The following is a 19,686-nucleotide window of genomic DNA, read 5'->3' as shown; positions in this document are numbered from 1 at the left end:
AGAATCCATTCATTTTTACACTGCATCCTAGCACAGCCAGGCTGTGACGATCCCCGAAGCAGCTATATGTTTTGTAAAATACAATATTAACAGGCCATTAATTTGTAATTTTCTTTTTTACCAATACAAATAGCTAACAAGTAATTTTTGTTGTTAGGATTATTCGCAAGAATGAATGAGCTGGTTCTTATTTTCCATGAGCGGTGGATTAACAACTGCAGTTCACAGCCTTGGCTGTTATCCCGGTTCACAAACCCAGTAGGAAAGGAGCGACATGATGATTAGTACTAAAATACTCATGAAAGCAGAATGTTTCTTCAGCAAGGCTCGCACACTGATTAAGGAATCGATCTTGTCAGCAGAACTGACTGATGCTGAATTTGTGCCTTATGTACAACCGGTGTACAAGGCTGATGTAATTGTTGGCGGAGAAGTGTTATTAAGGATTCTAAAAAATGGAATCCTTCACTCCCCTGAAAAATATCTCTCTGCAATGGAATCATGTGATGTTATTAACGATGTTACATGTTCTCTGTTATCTGGTGTTAAAAGCTATTTTGAAGGGTATGCAGGTGCTTTACCAAACGACTTCTATCTTTCATTCAATATCTGTGCAAGACAGTTGAACTCTCCAAGAGTAATCAAAGAAGTGACCGATTTTAATGAGACATTTGAAGACCGTATTGCTGTCGTACTTGAGATCGTTGAACGCGGGACTATGGACTTCGATGATTTTGCTCTTGAATCTATGCAACAACTAACCGCATCGGGTGTGCGTTTTGCTATTGATGATTTTGGCAGTGGGAGCTCATGTCTCAAATATATTGAGCATGCTGGATTTTCGACGATAAAAATCGACAGCTGCCTTACCGTTATTAACAATGGTTCTCTGGTTTACTCAACCGTGCTTGATGCGATCTTAATGCTATCAAAGAATCTCGGTATAGATCTTATAGCCGAAGGCGTTGAGACCGAAGAGCAATATCAACTGCTAAAGCAAAAAGGTGTTCTCAATTTTCAGGGATATTTATTTTCTCGACCAGTAAGCATTGAACACTTTGCTCGACAGTATCTTTGAAAGTAATAGAGGATATGTCATTTTCGCAATATATTCTTACCCATAGGTATTGGCACTCAAATGCGACACAGAATTTTCACAAAGAACAATTATATCAAATTTGCATTCAGACATTTGCTAAGAGAAATCAGCTTTGAAAGATATACATGTATTGTTGACATTGATTCCTATACATCATTTTCAGAATTGCTTGATGAAATAGATGGTGTTGAACTCAGAACCAACCAGAGTATTTATATACTGACAGGAATAAGTGTTCATTCCAAAATATTAAGTTCATTAGCAACATTCGGGCGTGATAACTGTCTGGATGACATTAAACAGTTATTGAAAACTGGGCGAACTATTAGTTGGCCCGATTTCAAACAACATCTTATTATGTTGTTAGAACTGTCAATGATGTCCAAAAAAGAGAGAAAAATAGCCTGGGCACTATATCAACATCCGGATGTATCAAGCGTTGCGGAATTAGCCAATGTTAATAATAAAACCATTTACTCGTACATAGCGATAATCGCAAGAAAACTCAACCTGAGATATTTAAATGAAGTAAGAATGTTTATTGCTAGCGAGATGAATTATATATCGTGATTCTTGCGATCAGACATCCACTATAGAAATTTAATTCATTATGCCAGGTTTTCTACATGATTGCCCGTAATGCGTCTCACCCTATTAATTCTGAATAAAAAAATTACCGATGACTGCAGAATTTAAGGGTCCATTTTGGGGTAGCGTTTTGGGGAAGAAATGACCCAGCAATAAACCGGGCATCGCGCCCGGTTCTATTTTCTGGTTAAAAATGTCTTAGCTGCGCAAACCTCTATGCTCCAGCATCGGCTCCATTTGTGGGTTGCGCCCACTCCACTGGCGATAAAGTTCAGCTAAATCAGTGCTATTCCCGCGGGACAAAATCGCTTCGCGGAATTTCTGCCCGTTTTCGCGGGTTAATCCACCCTGCTCTACAAACCACTGATAGCCATCATCGGCCAACATTTGCGTCCACAGATAGGCGTAATACCCCGCGGCATAACCGCCGCCGAAGATATGGGCAAAGTAACTACTGCGATAACGTGGCGGCACGGCCCTGAGATCCAGACCTTCCGCCGCTAACGCCTGCTGTTCAAATTGATCAACCGAAGGAGACGAATCATTCGTCTCCAGAGAGTGCCAGCGCATATCCAGCAATGCAGCGCTGAGCAGTTCGGTCATGTCGTACCCTTTGTTAAACAGGTCGGCCTGTTGCATTTTTTCTCGCAATGCCTGTGGCATAGGCTCCCCGGTATCAACATGACGAGCAAAACGGGCAAAGACCTGCGGATGGCTCGCCCAGTGTTCGTTGATCTGCGAAGGAAATTCGACAAAATCACGCGGAGTGTTGGTCCCTGAAAGCGTGGCATAACGCTGAGTGGCGAACAGACCGTGCAACGTATGCCCAAACTCATGAAATAACGTAATAACATCATCCCACAGCAGTAATGCGGGCTGATCCTTTGCAGGTTTCTGATAATTACAGACGTTGTAAATAACCGGTCTGGCTTCGTTAAGCAGCGATTGCTCAATAAAATTGCCCATCCAGGCTCCGCCGCTTTTTGATTCGCGGGCAAAGAAATCACCGTAAAATAACGCCAACCCTACGCCATCATGATCGAATATTTCCCATACACGTACATCCGGGTGATAAACAGGAATATCGAAACGTTCTATAAATTTAATGCCAAAGAGCTGTTCTGCCGTCCAGAATACGCCCTCGTTCAGCACCGAATCCAGGGCAAAGTAAGGTTTGAGTTGTGCCTCATTAAGGGCATATTTCTCACGTCGAACCTGCTCGGCATAAAATGACCAGTCCCAGGCCTCGGCGCTAAACTGCCCTTGTTCCTGAAAAATAACTTTCTGGATTTCAGCCTGCTCACCCAACGCCCGCGCCCGTGCGGCAGGAACAATAGCCCGCATAAAAGTCAGTGCTGCGTCCGGCGTTTTTGCCATTTGATCGGCAATTTTCCAGGCGGCGTAATTGGCAAAGCCAAGCAGTTTCGCCTGCTGCATCCGGATCTCCACCAGCCGCTGAACAATGGCTCGAGTGTCGTTGGCATCATTGTTTTCAGCCCGTGTCCATGCGCGGGTGAACAGGCTTTTGCGGGTCTGACGATCGCGTAATACCGCAAGCGCCGGTTGCTGAGTGGTGTTCAATAACGGGATAACCCAACGCGCTTCAAACCCTTTCTCCCTTGCGGTTTCAGCAGCGACAGCTATCTCCTCTGCGCTGAGTCCGTCCAGATGTCGGACATCATCCACCACCATAGCACCAGACTTGTTCGCCGCCAGCAGCCGTTGGTTAAACTGGCTGGTCAGCGTGGCTGACTCCGTATTTAGCGCTTTAAGGCGGGCTTTATCTACCTCATTCAAACGAGCACCCGCCAGTACAAAACGCTGGTGGACGACTTCGAGAAGGCGTAATGATTCGCTATCCAGACCTAACGTACTGCGCCGTTGCCAGACGGTTTCGACGCGCGCGAAAAGCGCACTATTGAGATAGATATCATTGGCAAGGCTCGCTAACTCTGCGGAAAACTCTTCGTCAAGGCGCTGTAGTTCATCGTTGGTGTGCGCCGCTGTCATAGCAAAGAAAACGCTGGTCACCCGCGTGAGTAGCACACCGCTTTGCTCAAGCGCCAGCAAAGTATTAGCAAAATCAGGGTGCTGCGGGTTTTGCACAATCGCTTCTATCTCTGCGCGTTTTTGCCGTACACCTTCATCGAACGCAGGACGGTAGTGTTGTACGTCAATCAGATCAAACTGCGGTGCCTGATAAGGCAATGTGCTGTGGTGAAAAAAAGGATTCGTTAACGACATCTTTCACTCCTGAAAACGATTTGTTTACCAGAGTAGACTTCCCACGAATCGACCGCAATCACGTTAAGCAGGAATAGCTCTGAACAGAAATGACGTGCTATGGTAGTACTACATAAAAAGCGTTGAGGAACAGTGAGATGATCGTTTTAGTAACCGGAGCAACCGCAGGTTTTGGTGAGTGCATTACGCGTCGTTTTATTGAGAATGGGCATAAAGTTATTGCCACCGGACGCCGTCAGGAGCGCCTGCAGGAACTTAAAGATGAGCTGGGTGACCGCCTCTATACCGCGCAACTGGACGTACGTAATCGTGCATCAATTGAAGAGATGCTGGACGCGTTACCCGCGGAATGGCGCAATATTGATGTTTTGGTCAACAATGCGGGTCTGGCGCTGGGCCTTGAGCCGGCTCATAAGGCCAGCATTGAAGACTGGGAAAATATGATCGATACCAACAACAAAGGCCTGGTTTATATGACCCGCGCCGTGCTGCCAGGTATGGTTGAGCGCAACCGTGGTCATATTATCAATATCGGCTCTACCGCAGGTAGTTGGCCATACGCTGGCGGTAACGTCTACGGTGCAACCAAAGCGTTTGTGCGCCAGTTTAGCCTGAATTTGCGTACTGACTTGCACGGCACTGCAATTCGCGTCACCGACATTGAACCGGGTCTGGTTGGCGGTACGGAGTTCTCTAATGTACGTTTCAAAGGCGATGACGCTAAAGCTGAAAAAGCCTACGAAAATACCACTGCGCTAACCCCGCAAGATGTCACTGAAGCAGTTTGGTGGGTGGCGTCTTTGCCCGCTCATGTCAACATTAACACCCTTGAAATGATGCCTGTCACACAGTCTTTTGCCGGACTGAGTATTCATCGGAGCTAATTTCTCTGCCCGGCCCCGCGCCGGGTATAGATAGCCTGAAATAAGTGATAAAATATCTGGGTTAACTCTCTAAAAAGTAAGAATGAATGACCGTAGAAACGCAGCTCAACCCTACACAGCCAGTAAATCAACAGATTTACCGTATTCTTCGTCGTGATATCGTGCATTGCCTGATTGCGCCCGGTACCCCGCTGTCGGAGAAAGAGGTTTCCGTACGCTTTAATGTGTCACGCCAGCCGGTACGAGAAGCATTCATTAAACTGGCAGAGAACGGCCTGATTCAGATCCGCCCGCAGCGTGGCAGCTACGTTAACAAAATTTCACTGTCGCAGGTACAAAACGGCTGTTTTGTTCGTCAGGCAATTGAATGTGCCGTGGTTCGCCGCGCCGCAGCATTGATCACCGATAAACAGTGCTATCAGCTCGAACAGAATTTGCATCAGCAGCGCATTGCGATTGATCGCAAGCAAATCGATGATTTTTTCCAGCTTGATGACGAGTTTCATCAGAAACTGGCTTTAATCGCCGAGTGCCAGCTCGCCTGGGACACCGTCGAGAATATTAAGGCCACGATTGACCGCGTCCGCTATATGAGCCTGGATCATATTTCTCCGCCAGAAATGCTGCTGCGCCAGCATCACGATATCTTTGCCGCACTGGAGAAACATGATGGTGATGCCGTTGAGCGCGCAATGATGCTGCATCTTCAGGAAATTGGTGAGTCAGTTCAGCTAATCCGCCAGGAAAATAGCGACTGGTTCAGCGAAGATTAATATTACGCTCACCTCACATCGAGGTGAGTTTCTCCTGCGTGTTTCCCTCTCCGCACATCTGCATAAAAAAAGCTGTGATTTTGATCGAAAACAAAAAAAATCATTAACGAGAAGCGTATTTATATTGCGCCCGTTACGTGGGACTAAAAGCCCACGGGCTTTGACGGTAAGTTGGAAAGGAGAAAACACCATGAAAACATACGATCGTAACCGTAACGCAATCACCACTGGCAGCCGCGTCATGATTAGCGACACCGGACTCACCGGCCGCATTACCGCGATAGACACCGATGGCCTGACCGCTGAGCAAATTCGCCGCGGGAAAACAGTGGAAATCGAAGGGTGTGAAGGAAAATATGCCCCCCTCGAACTGATTCGTTTAGGCATGAACTAATTGGTGCGAATGCCAGAAAACAATGCGCCATCTGGCTGTATTTCAAGCCGGATGGCGACTTAGATAAAACGCGTAATTACTTCAGTTTCGCCGCATACTTCGCAACCGTCGCCTTCGCACCTTCAGCCAGCAACGTAAGATACGCTTTCGTCACCTGAGACCGGAACCGTTCAACCTGCGGCAGTTCACGACCGAAAATAGCATCAAGGGCCAGCAGTGCCTGAACGCGCTCTTCACCTTCCTGACTGCTGCGTACGGCATCCTGGATCACCGGCAACAGCGGATCGCTGATTTCAATCGCCTGCCCCTGCTCATCCACACCGCCGACGTAGCGCATCCAACCAGCTATACCCAGTGCGAGCAGTTCAAAGTCGCTGCCGTGCACAAGGTGCCAACGAACTGAGTCAAGCATGCGCTGCGGTAATTTTTGACTGCCGTCCATAGCGATCTGCCAGGTACGGTGACGCAGCGCGGGGTTGCTATATCGCGCGATCAGGCGATCGGCATACTGCTGCAAATCGACGCCTTTCACTTTTAGCGTTGGCGCTTGTTCCTGCAACATTAGCGCGCGGGCGGCAAGACGATAGTTTTCATCGCCCATGCAGTCGTTAATGTGCTGATATCCCGCCAGATAGCCGAGATAAGCCAGGAAAGAGTGGCTGCCGTTAAGCATACGCAACTTCATCTCTTCAAACGGAATCACATCCGCCACCAGCTCAGCACCGGCTTTCTCCCACTCAGGACGACCAGCGACGAAGTTGTCTTCGATAACCCACTGACGGAACGGCTCACAAGCTACGCCTGCCGGGTCGCGCACGCCAGTCAGTTGTTCAATTTTGTCGAGAGTGTCAGTCGTCACCGCCGGGACAATGCGGTCGACCATTGTTGACGGGAATGTGACATGTTGTTCAATCCACGCAGCCAGTTCCGTATCCACCGCCTGGGCATACGCCGTGACAACATTGCGCATGACATGACCGTTTTCTGGCATGTTGTCGCAGGACATCACGGTAAAGGCGGTCAAACCCGCTGCTTTGCGTCGAGCAAGGGCCTCAACCACTACGCCTGGCGCCGTTTTTGGCTGTTTCGGGTTCTGCAGGTCGGCGGCAATCATCGGGTTGTCTAACATCAGTTGACCGGTCGCCGGGGAGTGGCAATATCCTTTCTCGGTGATAGTCAGGGAAACGATCGCAACCTGCGGTTCACACATCGCAGCCAGTACGCTTTCCAGACCATCAACCTGCGCATGCAGCGCATTTTTCACCACGCCGACAACTCTTGCAGTCCACGCATCCGCAGACATTTCTGCAACGGTATACAGGTTATCTTGCTGTTTCAGATCGGCAATCTGCTGCTCACCGCCAATCAGATTCACTTCGCAATAGCCCCAGTCACTGCCGTGTTCTGCTGCCAGAATATCCGCGTAAACGCCCTGATGCGCACGATGAAATGCGCCAAAACCCAAGTGGACAATTCGTGGAACCAGTTTTGTACGATCGTAGCCAGGAAGCGTAGCCTTTGCCGTTAATAATTTGTTTTGCATTGTAGTACCTACTTATCAATGAAATCAGAATTGATTCAGAGTAACGCCTGTATGGTTGTATGTTTTGATTTGTATTAAGCTTTTTATAATTGGTATGACATCATTTTTCACTTATGTGACAGCCTAAAGAAATGGCATCCTTCACTCCAGGCTGTCGTTCGATTAACTCAACTGAGAGAGTGATTTATGCTTTTCAGGCGCCTTCTTCTCTCCCTCGCACCAAAGTGTGTCATAGGAATAGCCGGTCAAATCTTCCACAATCCGACGAGCTTCAGGATCCACATCGTTCTTTGCACCATTCGCCTTTAACCGCTCAACCTCATCGACAAAAATTTTGTGCGTGCGTTTATTCAAGTGGAAGGTCAAGGCTTGCCACAATGCCAGAATCAACAGACCAGCCGTCCCTGCAAACAACAACGTCGCAATAGTATTGATGGCCTGTTCCGGCTGAACCTGACTCCCTTTAACAAAGCCCCCATTTTGCAACATTAAACCGACGATAAAGGTGGCAATCGCAACCGTCGTCTTGCGGGAAAATGTCATCACTGCGGCAAATAACCCTTCCCGACGTTGGCGAGTGATCATCTCATCGATATCAGGGATGAACGGGAAAACGTTCCACGGCGTGAACTCCAGTACACAACGCCCTACCTGATACAGTGCAGCCAAAATCACCAGCAACGTTACTTTGTTGTCTGTAGGGAACTGGTAAACCATAAACAACCCAACCAGACACAACATCATTAACGTATAGGCAAAGACATACAGTCGAGACGGTCCGTATTTTATAATGGCGAATCCTGCTATTAACGTGACCGGCAGCCCCACAATACTCATCGACAGCAGTGTTCCTGCCAATGAAGATGATACGTTCAGACAATAAACGCAGAAGAAAACAAAGACGGTGTTGTAAACATCTTTAGCGGTGAAAGAAAGCAAGTAGATAGCCAGATGTTTTCTGAACGCACGCACTTTCAGCGTCGAACCATACTCCTTAAATAAATGCCCCACCATTGCCACTTTTTCAACAAAAGATGTTGGCTGGTTACTGCGTTCAAGCTCTTCGAGCATTTCAGGGGTTAGATCACGCTCCCAGGTCACTTTCCATGAGATAAATACGCACACCATAAACAACACAGCAAAAACGACACCATTAATAAAATAGGCGTTTGGATCATGTTCGCCAAAATGTCCAATCAGCAGCCCAGGAATAAAGGTTGCTAAAAATGTACCGGATGCCGACAAAAACATACGACAGGTCGATAATTTGGTGCGCGAATTAAAATCCTTGGTCATTTCCGATGGCAGAGTTTCCCATGGGATTAATACCATTGCGGCAATAATTTCAAATGCCAGATAAACTGCAAGATAAAACCAGAAATTCATGCCGGTCATCCACAGCAAGGTATATACCAACATGAGCGGCGCACCAATAAGTAAAAAGAAACGACGCCGGCCAAATCTTTTACCTAACGGATTTTTATAAAAATGGTCAGTAAATGACCCCATAAACAAACTAACAATAGCATCAACAATCCTCGCAATGGCGACTATCGATGCCGCTTCAACTGGCGATAATCCCACGAAGGTCGTATAGAAAAAGAGTAACCATGCGCCAATTACCGTGAATGCACCACCGCCCATAATATCTGTCATCCCATAACCGATACTAATTGGGATGGTTATTTTTCTATTAGTACGAGACATGTTCTATCCTCACCAGAAATATTATTAGAATTTAAAATAATTATTAGCGTTATCGTGGCAAATATTCCTGACCATTCGCGTCAGAATATCTTTATTATTTGGGACCTCCCCTTTTTCAACCCAGCTGCCGAGCAGATTGCAGAGGATCCGGCGAAAATAATCATGCCGAGGATAAGAAATAAAACTCCGCGAATCTGTTAGCATCCCAACAAAATGCATCAGCAACCCCTGATCCGCCAGGCTATTTAACTGATTCTCCATTCCACGGCGCGTATCATTAAACCACCAACCAGAACCAAACTGGATAGGTGATTTAACACCATGTTCAGTATTCTGGAAATTAGCAATTGTGGTTGCGACAACATCGTTGTAAACCGCATTCAGGTTATAAAGGATCGTTTTTGGCAGCGCGTCGGCTTGCGCCATTGCATCTAACAGTTGATTCAGCGACGAAGCCAGACCGGACTGATCGTTGATGGAATCAAACCCGGTATTAATACCAAGACGCTGGCGCATCAGGCTGTTATTGTTACGAATCGCACCAAAGTGAATCTGCATCGCCCAGTTTCTGGCCTTGTAATGCCCCGCAAGCATGATAAAGATAGCGCTGTTAATCTCTGCTTCTTCCGTAATGCTCAAACATTCACCGGCCGCCTTGCGTACAAAAAGTTGGTTGACTCGTAAAGGTTCAGTTGCATGGTATTCAATATTCACGGGACCATGATCAGAAATTCGACACCCCGTTTCATGGAACCAATCAATGCGTTTCTCTATTGCCCGGGAAAAATGAGCAAACGAGTCAATATGGATATCCGTCATTTCCTCAAGTTTAGCGATAAACAGTGCAAATTCGGTGGCATTCTCAATAAAAACATCATCGGGGCGGAACGTAGGCAATACTTTTATTGAAAACGTTTCATCTTGTTGTAACAAACGATGGTACTCAAGAGAATCCAGAGGGGCATCAGTAGTGCAAATAACCTCAACTTGCGAACGCTCCATTAAACGGCGAGGTTTAAAATCACTCTGTTTTATCAGCCGATTGCAATGTTCCATGACTTCACGCCAGTTATGACTATCAAGGTTTATATTGCAATCAAAATACTGACTCAGTTCTAAATGCGTCCAGTGATACAGAGGATTACCAAATGCGGCCTCTACTGTTTCCGCCCACGCCTGAAATTTTTCTTCAGCGCTGGCTGCACCCGTAATAAAATACTCATCAATACCATTGGCTCGCATGGCACGCCATTTATAATGGTCGCCTGCCAGCCAAAGTTGAGTAATATCATTAAAAGCTTTGTTTTCGAAGATGTCTTTCGCGTCGAGATGACAATGATAATCGATGATCGGCAGGTTTTTAGCAACATCCTGATATAACCGAACACCAACTTCATTTCCGATCATGAATCGATCGTTAATAAAGCCCATGCTTTTCTCCAATAGATTCCGCTTGCACGGTTTAACAATAATTGCTCATCGCGCAAGGTGCATTTTATTAGGCACCTTGCGCACTATTAACATCGCATTAGCTTGCCTGACTTATTCCAGCACGAACCTTAGCGGTTTTATTTATTTCTGCTGCATCTTCAAGAATACTCAGATCGCGGTCTTTTACTTCAGGCATCAGCAACGCGGAAACCAGGCCGATCAATGAGTAGGCAATGACCATCACCAGAATTGGCCACCAGGAGTTAGTCATGTTGCAGAAAATACCGGCCAGTACCGGACCAAAGCCAACGGCAACCAACCCACCAGCCTCTTTTGAAATCGCCATGCGTGTGAATCGGTTACGGGCACCAAACATTTCAGCCATGGTAATATTTTCGAGAGCAAATAATCCCAACACGGCAAAGTTATGAATAACAATCAGTGCCGTCATAATAACGCCCGGGCTATACGCTTTATCCACGACAATCGATAGCATCGGATACGCCAGAATAATTGCTGAAATATTCAGAATAATATAAGGCAAGCGACGACCAAACTTATCTGACAACCAACCGAGCAACGGTATAGTAATAAACCCAAGCACCGAACTAATCATTAGGGCATCGGTGGGGATTGATTTATCAAATAGCAACGTCTGTACTAAATAACCGGCAAGAAAGGTTTGGATTAACCCAGAGTTACCCGCCTGACCAAAGCGTAAACCGGTAGCCAGCCAGAACGATTTACTGGTAAACATCGCCCCCAGCGTATTTTCCGATGCTTTGTTTAATGCCGACGTATTTTCTTGATCATTAACCTTCTCAAATACCGGGCTTTCTTTGAGGTTCATACGTAACCAGATGGCAAAGATCATCACCACGACACTTGCCAGGAACGGAATTCGCCAGCCCCAGGCTAACAGTTCTTCGCGGTCAAGAGCAAAGAACATCACCGCCCAGATAGCCGTTGCGCTGAGGGTTCCACAGTTTGTCCCCATAGCGACAAGTGAGGAAATGATGCCGCGTTTGCCTTTTGGCGCGTACTCAGCAAGCATCGTACCTGCGCCCGAAATCTCAGCCCCTGCGCCAAGTCCTTGCACGATACGCAGCGTCACCAGTAATACGGGCGCGAAGATACCGATTTGCGCATACGTAGGCAGTACACCTATTAACGTTGTACAGATCCCCATCATGGTGATGGTAATAAACAGCACCTTTTTACGTCCAATACTGTCTCCCATTTTGCCAAATATAAATGCTCCAACAATACGAGCAATATATCCTGCACCGTAGGTACCCATCGCTAAAATGAGCGCCATCGCGGCAGACTGTTCAGGGAAAAATATCTCATGGAATACCAGTGCGGCGCCCAGAGAATATAACTGGAAATCCATAAATTCGAGCGCTGTACCCAACCATCCGGATACGGCGGCTCTGACCAAATCCTTCGTTGATCTTTCGTGTTTTTCTTGGTTCATATTGGCTATCTCTAAGAGGTAAGATGCGTACCACTTACTCGCAGATATTTATATTATTTAGTGAATGTGAGTAAAACTTTGCAGCAGTGCTGCTGATCTTTCTCAAACAATTCAATTGCGTCTGTAACGTGGTGATAGTCAAAAGTGTGGGTAATAAGTTGATTAGGATCGATAAGTCCGTTGACCAACCAATCAATCACAACCGGGAATTTGTTTGCATTTAATCTTGAGGAATAAATTGAAAGCTCTTTCCCGGTAATGCCTTGTTGAACAATCTGACAAGGATCGCTGGAAAATCCCATCAGAACAATCCGTGCGGCTGGCGATGCCAGCGTGATAGCCTCCTGTAAAATGGATGGATGACAAGCCGCATCCACGACGATGGTCGGTTTTAGCCCTTTTTCCGCCAGGAAATCTTGCAACGATTGCTGGCTATTATTGATGGCCCAGTCAGCACCGCACTGCTTCGCCATGCTCAGGCGTTCATCGATTCTGTCGGCAATGACCACAGTTTTTACTTTGTAGACACGTTTAAGCGCCTGTACGGTGGTCAACCCCATAGGGCCAGCACCATAAATCAGAGCAATATCGTTTGCTGTTGGATTGATTTGCCCAGTCACGTTTGCCGCAATGGTAAAAGGCTCCACCATAACCGCATGGTCATCAGGCACGGTATCCGGGATAGTCCAGGCATTTTTCGCCGGCACCACGGCGTACTCGCTGAAACCGCCATCGCGATGCACGCCCAACACCACCAGCGATGTACAAACGTTAGGTTTACCAATTGAACAGGGATAACAATGTCCGCAGCTGATGACCGGATCAACGGACACCCGCTCGCCCATTCGCGAACGGTCAACACCGTCGCCTACCGCATCAATCACGCCAAAAAACTCGTGGCCAATCACGCGCGGGTATTGGGCAAATGGATTGTGTCCGCGATAAATATGGCTGTCAGAACCACAGATCCCCGCCAGTTTTATCTTTACCCTGACCTCGCCCGCTACGGGTTCAGGAACTGGCCGCTCGGTAATATTCAGCGCATTCGGCTTTTCAATCACAATACTTTTCATAGTGCATCACTCCTTACCAGTTCCACAGCGTGCCATCTTCCAGACGAGCAACAGGCAGATATGCAGGGTCATACGGATATTTCGCCGCAAGTTTTTCGTCAAACTCGATCCCAAGACCGGGTTTTTCTCCTGGATGCATATAGCCGTTATCAAAGGTCCAGTTATGTGGAAACACTTCCAGCATTTGCTCGGAATACCCCATATATTCCTGTACGCCGAAGTTCGGTACCCACAGATCAAAGTGCAGCGCAGCAGCCATACACACGGGAGACAGATCGGAAGGGCCATGTGAACCGGTACGTACCTGATACAACGACGCGAAATCGGCAATCCGGCGCATACCGGTAATACCGCCCGCATGGGTGATGGTGGTGCGGATGTAGTCAATCAGTTGTTCTTCGATGAGCTGTTTGCAGTCCCAGATGCTATTGAAGACTTCCCCTACCGCAATCGGCGTGACCGTATGCTGGCGGATCAGGCGGAAGCATTCCTGGTTTTCAGCTGGGGTTGGATCTTCCATCCAGAACAGACGATATTGCTCAATGCTTTTACCAAAACGGGCGGCTTCAATTGGCGTCAAACGGTGATGCATGTCATGAAGAAGGTGCTCATTAAAACCGAATTTATTGCGTACGGCTTCAAACAGCGTTGGCGTGAAATCGAGATATTTTTCTGTCGACCACAACTGCTCTTCCGGCCACTGCCCTTTCGTCGCTGGCTCGTAGGCCAGTCCCTTTCCTTTTGACATGCCGTAAGTGGTTTTCATGCCCGGTACGCCGCACTGCACGCGAATCGCCTTAAAGCCCATCTCTTTATGACGCGCATAATCTTCCAGTACGTCATCAACGGTATGGCCGGTGGTGTGACAGTAAACCATGACCCCTTCACGCGATGCACCGCCGAGCAACTGGTACAAAGGCATATTCGCCGCTTTCGCTTTGATGTCCCACAATGCCATATCCACTGCGGAGATCGCCGACATGGTGACAGGACCACGACGCCAGTACGCACCTTTGTAGAAAAACTGCCAGATATCTTCGATCCGATGCGCGTCGCGGCCAATCAACTGCGGGCATACATGATCTTTCAGATAGGACGCTACCGAAAGCTCACGTCCGTTTAATGTGGCATCTCCCAGTCCGGTGATCCCGTCATCCGTCGTGATCTTCAACGTGACAAAATTACGCCCCGGACAAGTGACAAATACTTCAGCCCCAACAATCTTCATTTCTTATTCCTTACATCCGTTCTTGTGATGCAGGAAATTTACTCAACTGAACTACTACCATACAAGTATGAAGATCAAAAAAACGCTGATTGATCACAAAAAAGGCGCTATGCGCGCCCCCATCCAGCCACGATGATCAACATCCCGCAGAGCGCAACCAGCGCACCGGACCAGTCGTACAGGCTGAGTTTTACACCATCGACAATGCGTAGCCATAGCAGCGCTGTCACCACGTAAACCCCGCCATAGGCCGCGTAAACACGCCCGCTCGCTGCGGGATGCAGCGTCAGCAACCAGACGAATAAAGCCAGTGACACCCCGGCGGGAATCAGCAACCATGCCGTTGCCCCTCGCTTAAGCCAAAGCCAGGGTAAAAAGCAGCCTATGATTTCGCATAATGCGGTGACGAAAAAAAGTAATGTGGTCTTAAGCATTGATGTTATTCAGTTAACGTCGGTTTAACCATGATACGACAGAATATCGCCAGCGTATCCATATCCGCTGAGTGGGTATGCCCGCAAGTCGGAATAGTGTAGAATTTAACCCTGTTTTATCGTTTTTTCCCTTTCCCATAAAAGGAATTCGCCATGAAAATTACACTGACCAAACGCCTGTGCCTGACAGCTATGCTGACGCTGGCTGCGGCTGTGTACACCTCTTCCGCATTCGCTGAAACCAGTAAACTGGTTATTGAATCCGGGGACAGTGCGCAAAGTCGTCAACAAGCAGCAATGGAAAAGGAACAATGGAACGATACGCGTCAGCTTCGCCAAAAAGTTAACAAACGCACAGAGAAAGAGTGGGACAAAGCCGATGCGGCCTTTGATAGCCGTGATAAGTGCGAGCAGAGCGCTAATATTAATGCGTACTGGGAACCCAACACCCTGCGCTGCCTTGACCGCCGTACTGGCCGCACCGTTGCCCCATAATCATTGCACTTTGAAGGATATTGAAAGGATACGATATGACTAGCGCCCTCAGTGTTAAGCTGCGCCCGCTGGAGCGTGAAGATTTACGATTTGTTCATCAGCTTGATAATAACGCCAGCGTAATGCGTTACTGGTTTGAAGAACCTTACGAAGCGTTTGTTGAGCTGTCAGACCTGTATGACAAGCATATTCACGACCAAAGCGAACGCCGCTTTGTTGTGGAATGCGACGGTGAGAAAGCCGGTCTGGTAGAGTTGGTTGAAATTAACCATGTGCACCGCCGGGCAGAATTCCAGATCATCATTTCACCGGAGTATCAGGGAAAAGGTCTGGCAACGCGCGCGGCTAAGCTGGCGATGGATTACGGCTTTACCGTACTCAATTTATATAAGCTGTATCTGATCGTTGATAAAGAGAATGAAAAAGCCATCCACATCTACCGTAAACTCGGCTTTATGGTGGAAGGCGAGCTGATTCATGAATTCTTTATCAACGGCCAATACCGCAACACTATCCGTATGTGTATCTTCCAGCAGCAGTATCTGGCAGAACATAAAACGTCAGGTCCCAACCTGCTGCAACCAACCGCTCAGTAAGGGCGGTTAGTAGTAATCGATGGTGTTTTCTATTGAGTAATGGTGTTCAACTGCCGGCTTCACGCTCTCATCAACGATAACGAGCTGGCAGTTGACTGGATTCGCATACTCATCGTACTTACAGGTCTGTTTGACATTGCCTACCGGTTGATTATTGAGCAGGCTCACCGCGGTGTAGTCCAGCTTCTTCAACGGATCAACCGACGGTTTGGCATCAACCTGCAACGTATTGTCCTTGTTGACGGTTGTTTTACCCAACGGGTAACCCTCTGCATCATACCGATACTGCACCTTCATCTCTTTTCCCGTGGCGGAAACAACAAAACCGTTGTCGTCGGTATCCCACACCACGCCCGCCGCAGGCAATTCAGCCAGTTGGCATTTACCTTGTAAACGAATCCGTTTTTCGAGCGTTTCGGCGTCCCGGTAATAGTTAGCATCCAGAACCAGGGCCATGCCGGCATTGTTCTCGATATCATGCAGTTCAAGGGTATCGAAGCATCCTTCCTGCGAGAGCGTACCGGCAACGCGCTTGGTGACTTCACCTTTGTCATTGAGCAGCGTCTGACTGAAATCTTTCACCGGCCCGCGCAGCGGATCGAAATCAAATTCATTGGAAAAGCTGGCCATTTCCGGCGTAAAGGAATTCAGCCCTTTGGCGTTATCACACCCGACCAGCACGACACAAAGGAAACCTAACAGGGTCTTTTTCTTCACATTTTTCACCGGGATAAGAAGATAATTCTCAATCATATTAGCAAATACAGTTATTTACACCAGAAATGCTAGTCTTAGACTATGTCGATCATAAAGGAGCTGATGATGAAATATATAACAGGAATTACTGCGTTCTTACTGCTAGCCGCCTCTCCGCAGGTTCTGGCGGCCCCGGCGTCATGCGAACGAGTGAAAAGCGATATCGAACAGCGCATCATTAATAATGGCGTTGCTGAATCCAGCTTTACGCTGAACATTGTTCCCAACGATCAGGCCGATCAACCAGATTCACTGGTCGTGGGACACTGTGCAAACGATACGCACAAAATTCTCTATACCCGGACCAACAGCGGCAATGCCCCCGCCAATAGTGCTCCTGCCCAGGACGGGCCCCTCACCGAACCACAATAAATCTTACCCTCCGTTCGCGGAGGGTCACTTCTGTTTGATATGCATTAATATCCCGTACCTATTAGTGGGTAAACTCACTCTATTATTAGCAGGCTATTAATTACGCTATATAAATTAATATATAGCGATAACTATAATGGAGTGAGTTATGTCGGAAACTGAGCAATATGGAGGCATCAGCCGCAGGACATTAGTGAAATCCTCGGCTATCGGTTCACTGGCGCTTGCCGCGGGCGGACTGTCGTTACCTTTCGGAATGCGCACCGCTGCCGCTGCGGTACAACAGGCGATACAACCCGCTGAAGAAAAAGTGATTTGGGGCGCTTGTTCCGTGAACTGCGGCAGTCGCTGTGCCCTGCAACTCCACGTCAAAGATGATGAAGTCGTCTGGGTGGAGTCCGACACGACCGGTGACGATACTTATGGTCAACACCAGGTCCGTGCCTGTTTGCGAGGGCGCTCAATCCGTCGACGGATTAATCATCCGGACCGGCTGAATTATCCAATGAAGCGCGTAGGCAAACGCGGTGAAGGTAAATTCGAACGCATCACATGGCAGGAAGCTCTGGATACCATCAGCGCCAGTTTGAAAAATACCGTGCAGAAATATGGTAACGAGGCCGTATATATCAACTACACCTCTGGCATTGTCGGCGGTAACATTACACGCTCCTCCCCTTATGCCTCGCTGGTCGCTCGCCTGATGAACTGCTATGGCGGATTTCTGAGTCATTACGGCACCTACAGTACCGCGCAAATCGCGGCGGCAATGCCTTATACCTACGGCTCAAATGACGGCAACAGCACCTCCGATATAGAAAACACGAAGCTGGTGGTAATGTTCGGTAATAACCCTGCCGAAACGCGTATGAGCGGCGGCGGAATAACGTACTTCCTTGAACAGGCCCGCGAGCGCTCTAATGCCCGGATGATCGTCATTGACCCGCGTTATACCGATACCGCAGCGGGTCGTGAAGATGAGTGGATCCCTATTCGTCCGGGAACCGATGCCGCATTAGTGGCGGGAATCGCCTGGGTCCTGATAAACGAAGATCTCGTCGACCAGGCGTTCCTCGACAAATACTGTGTGGGTTATGACGAAAAAACGCTGCCCACCGACGCACCGGCTAACGGGCACTACAAAGCCTATATTCTGGGCGACGGCGATGACGGTGTTGCCAAAACGCCCCAATGGGCCTCACACATCACCGGGATCCCTGCCGAGCGCATTATCAAACTGGCACGGGAAATCGGCAGCACAAAACCGGCGTATATTTGTCAGGGTTGGGGTCCACAACGTCAGGCTAACGGCGAACTGACCTCACGTGCGATCGCCATGTTGCCTATTTTGACCGGCAATGTCGGCATCAACGGCGGCAATAGCGGCGCACGAGAATCAACCTACACCATCACGATTGAACGCATGCCGCTGCCCGAAAATCCCATCAAGACCCAGATATCCTGTTTTAGCTGGACCGACGCCATCGCCCGTGGCCCGGAAATGACCGCTACCCGCGATGGCGTTCGTGGGAAAGATAAGCTCGACGTACCGATTAAATTTATCTGGAACTATGCGGGCAATACCATTACCAACCAGCACTCAGATATCAATAAGACGCATGAGATCCTTCAGGACGACACGAAATGCGAAATGATAGTGGTCATCGAAAACTTCATGACCTCTTCGGCCAAATATGCCGATATTCTGCTGCCTGATTTAATGACCGTTGAACAGGAAGACATCATTCCTAATGACTATGCGGGCAACATGGGGTATCTCATTTTTATTCAACCCGCAACGTCGCCTAAGTTCGAGCGTAGGCCGATCTACTGGATAATGAGTGAAGTGGCAAAACGTCTTGGCGACGATATCTATCAACGGTTTACAGAGGGGCGGACCCAGGAGCAATGGCTCCAGTATCTGTATGCAAAAATGCTGGCTAAAGACCCAGCGCTCCCTTCTTACGACGAGCTGAAGAAAATGGGGATCTATAAACGCAAAGATCCTAACGGACACTTTGTCGCCTACAAAAAATTCCGCGACGATCCGCAGGCCAATCCGCTCAAAACCCCATCGGGTAAGATTGAAATTTACTCCAGCAGACTGGCGAAAATTGCCAATACCTGGGAGTTGCAAAAGGATGAAGTGATTAGTCCGCTTCCGGTTTACGCATCCACGTTTGAAGGGTGGGATGACCCGAAACGCAGTTCATTCCCGTTACAGTTGTTTGGTTTCCACTACAAATCCCGTACCCACTCCAGCTACGGCAATATCGATGTTCTCCAGGCATCCTGTCGTCAGGAGGTCTGGATAAATCCCGTCGATGCCCACAAACGGGGAATTGCAAATGGCGATATGGTGCGGGTCTTTAACGATCGCGGTGAAGTGCGTATTCCGGCAAAAGTGACGCCGCGGATCCTGCCCGGCGTAAGCGCCATGGGCCAGGGCGCATGGCATGATGCCGATATGGCTGGCGATAAGATCGATCATGGTGCCTGCGTCAATACCCTGACAACGCAACGTCCGTCGCCGCTGGCAAAAGGCAACCCACAGCATACTAACCTGGTCGAGATCGAGAAGGTATAAGGACT

Annotated in this window: 17 protein-coding genes; 8 read left to right on the top strand and 9 right to left on the bottom strand. The window is 48.2% G+C overall.

What is annotated here, in order from left to right:
- The first annotated feature begins 274 nt into the window (after positions 1 to 274).
- Positions 275 to 1,078, top strand: coding sequence for an EAL domain-containing protein (locus E1B03_RS13020; RefSeq protein WP_246044157.1), 804 nt, complete (start codon positions 275 to 277; stop codon positions 1,076 to 1,078).
- Positions 1,079 to 1,885: 807 nt separating this feature from the next.
- Here E1B03_RS13020 and dcp read toward each other — a convergent pair.
- Positions 1,886 to 3,931, bottom strand: a complete 2,046-nt coding sequence (dcp, locus tag E1B03_RS13015) for a peptidyl-dipeptidase Dcp (protein ID WP_133086345.1) — start codon at positions 3,929 to 3,931, stop codon at positions 1,886 to 1,888.
- Between the two features lie 137 nt (positions 3,932 to 4,068).
- Between dcp and ydfG the strand changes: the two genes are divergently transcribed.
- The 3 genes from ydfG to ydfZ all read left to right on the top strand — a co-directional run bounded on the left by ydfG (position 4,069) and on the right by ydfZ (position 5,982).
- Positions 4,069 to 4,815: a bifunctional NADP-dependent 3-hydroxy acid dehydrogenase/3-hydroxypropionate dehydrogenase YdfG gene (gene ydfG, locus E1B03_RS13010; protein WP_103769974.1), complete on the top strand. Its 747-nt coding sequence runs from the start codon at positions 4,069 to 4,071 to the stop codon at positions 4,813 to 4,815.
- Between the two features lie 86 nt (positions 4,816 to 4,901).
- Positions 4,902 to 5,588 (top strand): GntR family transcriptional regulator, encoded by a 687-nt coding sequence (locus E1B03_RS13005; protein WP_103769975.1) that lies wholly within the window; start codon positions 4,902 to 4,904, stop codon positions 5,586 to 5,588.
- A 190-nt stretch (positions 5,589 to 5,778) separates the two neighbouring features.
- Positions 5,779 to 5,982: a putative selenium delivery protein YdfZ gene (gene ydfZ / locus E1B03_RS13000; RefSeq protein ID WP_003032393.1), complete on the top strand. Its 204-nt coding sequence runs from the start codon at positions 5,779 to 5,781 to the stop codon at positions 5,980 to 5,982.
- Between the two features lie 76 nt (positions 5,983 to 6,058).
- Here ydfZ and E1B03_RS12995 read toward each other — a convergent pair whose 3' ends face one another.
- The 7 genes from E1B03_RS12995 to E1B03_RS12965 form a co-directional block, all read right to left on the bottom strand.
- The gene (locus tag E1B03_RS12995) at positions 6,059 to 7,525 is read right to left on the bottom strand and encodes a mannitol dehydrogenase family protein (protein ID WP_103769976.1); all 1,467 of its coding nucleotides are present in this window, start codon (positions 7,523 to 7,525) and stop codon (positions 6,059 to 6,061) included.
- A gap of 162 nt (positions 7,526 to 7,687) precedes the next feature.
- Positions 7,688 to 9,232 carry an MFS transporter gene (locus E1B03_RS12990; protein WP_133086344.1) on the bottom strand — a complete coding sequence of 515 codons (1,545 nt, stop codon included), beginning with the start codon at positions 9,230 to 9,232 and terminating at the stop codon, positions 7,688 to 7,690.
- Positions 9,233 to 9,256: 24 nt separating this feature from the next.
- Entirely contained in the window at positions 9,257 to 10,663 is a 1,407-nt protein-coding gene (uxaC, locus tag E1B03_RS12985; RefSeq protein ID WP_133086343.1) for a glucuronate isomerase, read from the bottom strand.
- Between the two features lie 97 nt (positions 10,664 to 10,760).
- Entirely contained in the window at positions 10,761 to 12,140 is a 1,380-nt protein-coding gene (locus tag E1B03_RS12980) for an MFS transporter (protein WP_133086342.1), read from the bottom strand.
- Between the two features lie 53 nt (positions 12,141 to 12,193).
- The gene (locus E1B03_RS12975; RefSeq protein WP_133086341.1) at positions 12,194 to 13,213 is read right to left on the bottom strand and encodes a Zn-dependent oxidoreductase; all 1,020 of its coding nucleotides are present in this window, start codon (positions 13,211 to 13,213) and stop codon (positions 12,194 to 12,196) included.
- A gap of 13 nt (positions 13,214 to 13,226) precedes the next feature.
- Positions 13,227 to 14,441: a starvation-sensing protein RspA gene (gene rspA / locus E1B03_RS12970; protein WP_103769981.1), complete on the bottom strand. Its 1,215-nt coding sequence runs from the start codon at positions 14,439 to 14,441 to the stop codon at positions 13,227 to 13,229.
- Positions 14,442 to 14,548: 107 nt separating this feature from the next.
- Positions 14,549 to 14,875: a YnfA family protein gene (locus tag E1B03_RS12965; RefSeq protein ID WP_043016368.1), complete on the bottom strand. Its 327-nt coding sequence runs from the start codon at positions 14,873 to 14,875 to the stop codon at positions 14,549 to 14,551.
- Positions 14,876 to 15,028: 153 nt separating this feature from the next.
- Here E1B03_RS12965 and E1B03_RS12960 point away from each other — a divergent pair, with 153 nt between their 5' ends.
- Together E1B03_RS12960 and speG are read left to right on the top strand one after the other, a co-directional pair.
- Entirely contained in the window at positions 15,029 to 15,370 is a 342-nt protein-coding gene (locus E1B03_RS12960) for a DUF1283 family protein (RefSeq protein WP_103769982.1), read from the top strand.
- Positions 15,371 to 15,405: 35 nt separating this feature from the next.
- Positions 15,406 to 15,966 (top strand): spermidine N1-acetyltransferase, encoded by a 561-nt coding sequence (gene speG, locus E1B03_RS12955; RefSeq protein WP_103769983.1) that lies wholly within the window; start codon positions 15,406 to 15,408, stop codon positions 15,964 to 15,966.
- A gap of 6 nt (positions 15,967 to 15,972) precedes the next feature.
- Here speG and E1B03_RS12950 read toward each other — a convergent pair whose 3' ends face one another.
- Positions 15,973 to 16,683: a YnfC family lipoprotein gene (locus E1B03_RS12950; RefSeq protein ID WP_133086340.1), complete on the bottom strand. Its 711-nt coding sequence runs from the start codon at positions 16,681 to 16,683 to the stop codon at positions 15,973 to 15,975.
- Between the two features lie 102 nt (positions 16,684 to 16,785).
- Between E1B03_RS12950 and E1B03_RS12945 the strand changes: the two genes are divergently transcribed.
- Positions 16,786 to 17,094: a DUF1161 domain-containing protein gene (locus E1B03_RS12945; protein ID WP_133086339.1), complete on the top strand. Its 309-nt coding sequence runs from the start codon at positions 16,786 to 16,788 to the stop codon at positions 17,092 to 17,094.
- A gap of 148 nt (positions 17,095 to 17,242) precedes the next feature.
- Positions 17,243 to 19,681 carry a selenate/tellurate reductase subunit YnfE gene (gene ynfE / locus E1B03_RS12940; protein WP_133086338.1) on the top strand — a complete coding sequence of 813 codons (2,439 nt, stop codon included), beginning with the start codon at positions 17,243 to 17,245 and terminating at the stop codon, positions 19,679 to 19,681.
- Positions 19,682 to 19,686: the final 5 nt, after the last annotated feature.

The organism is Citrobacter arsenatis (genome assembly GCF_004353845.1).
GTDB lineage: Bacteria > Pseudomonadota > Gammaproteobacteria > Enterobacterales > Enterobacteriaceae > Citrobacter > Citrobacter arsenatis.
The sequence above is the reverse complement of the archived record's forward strand: the minus strand, read 5'-3'. Positions and strand labels throughout refer to the sequence as shown.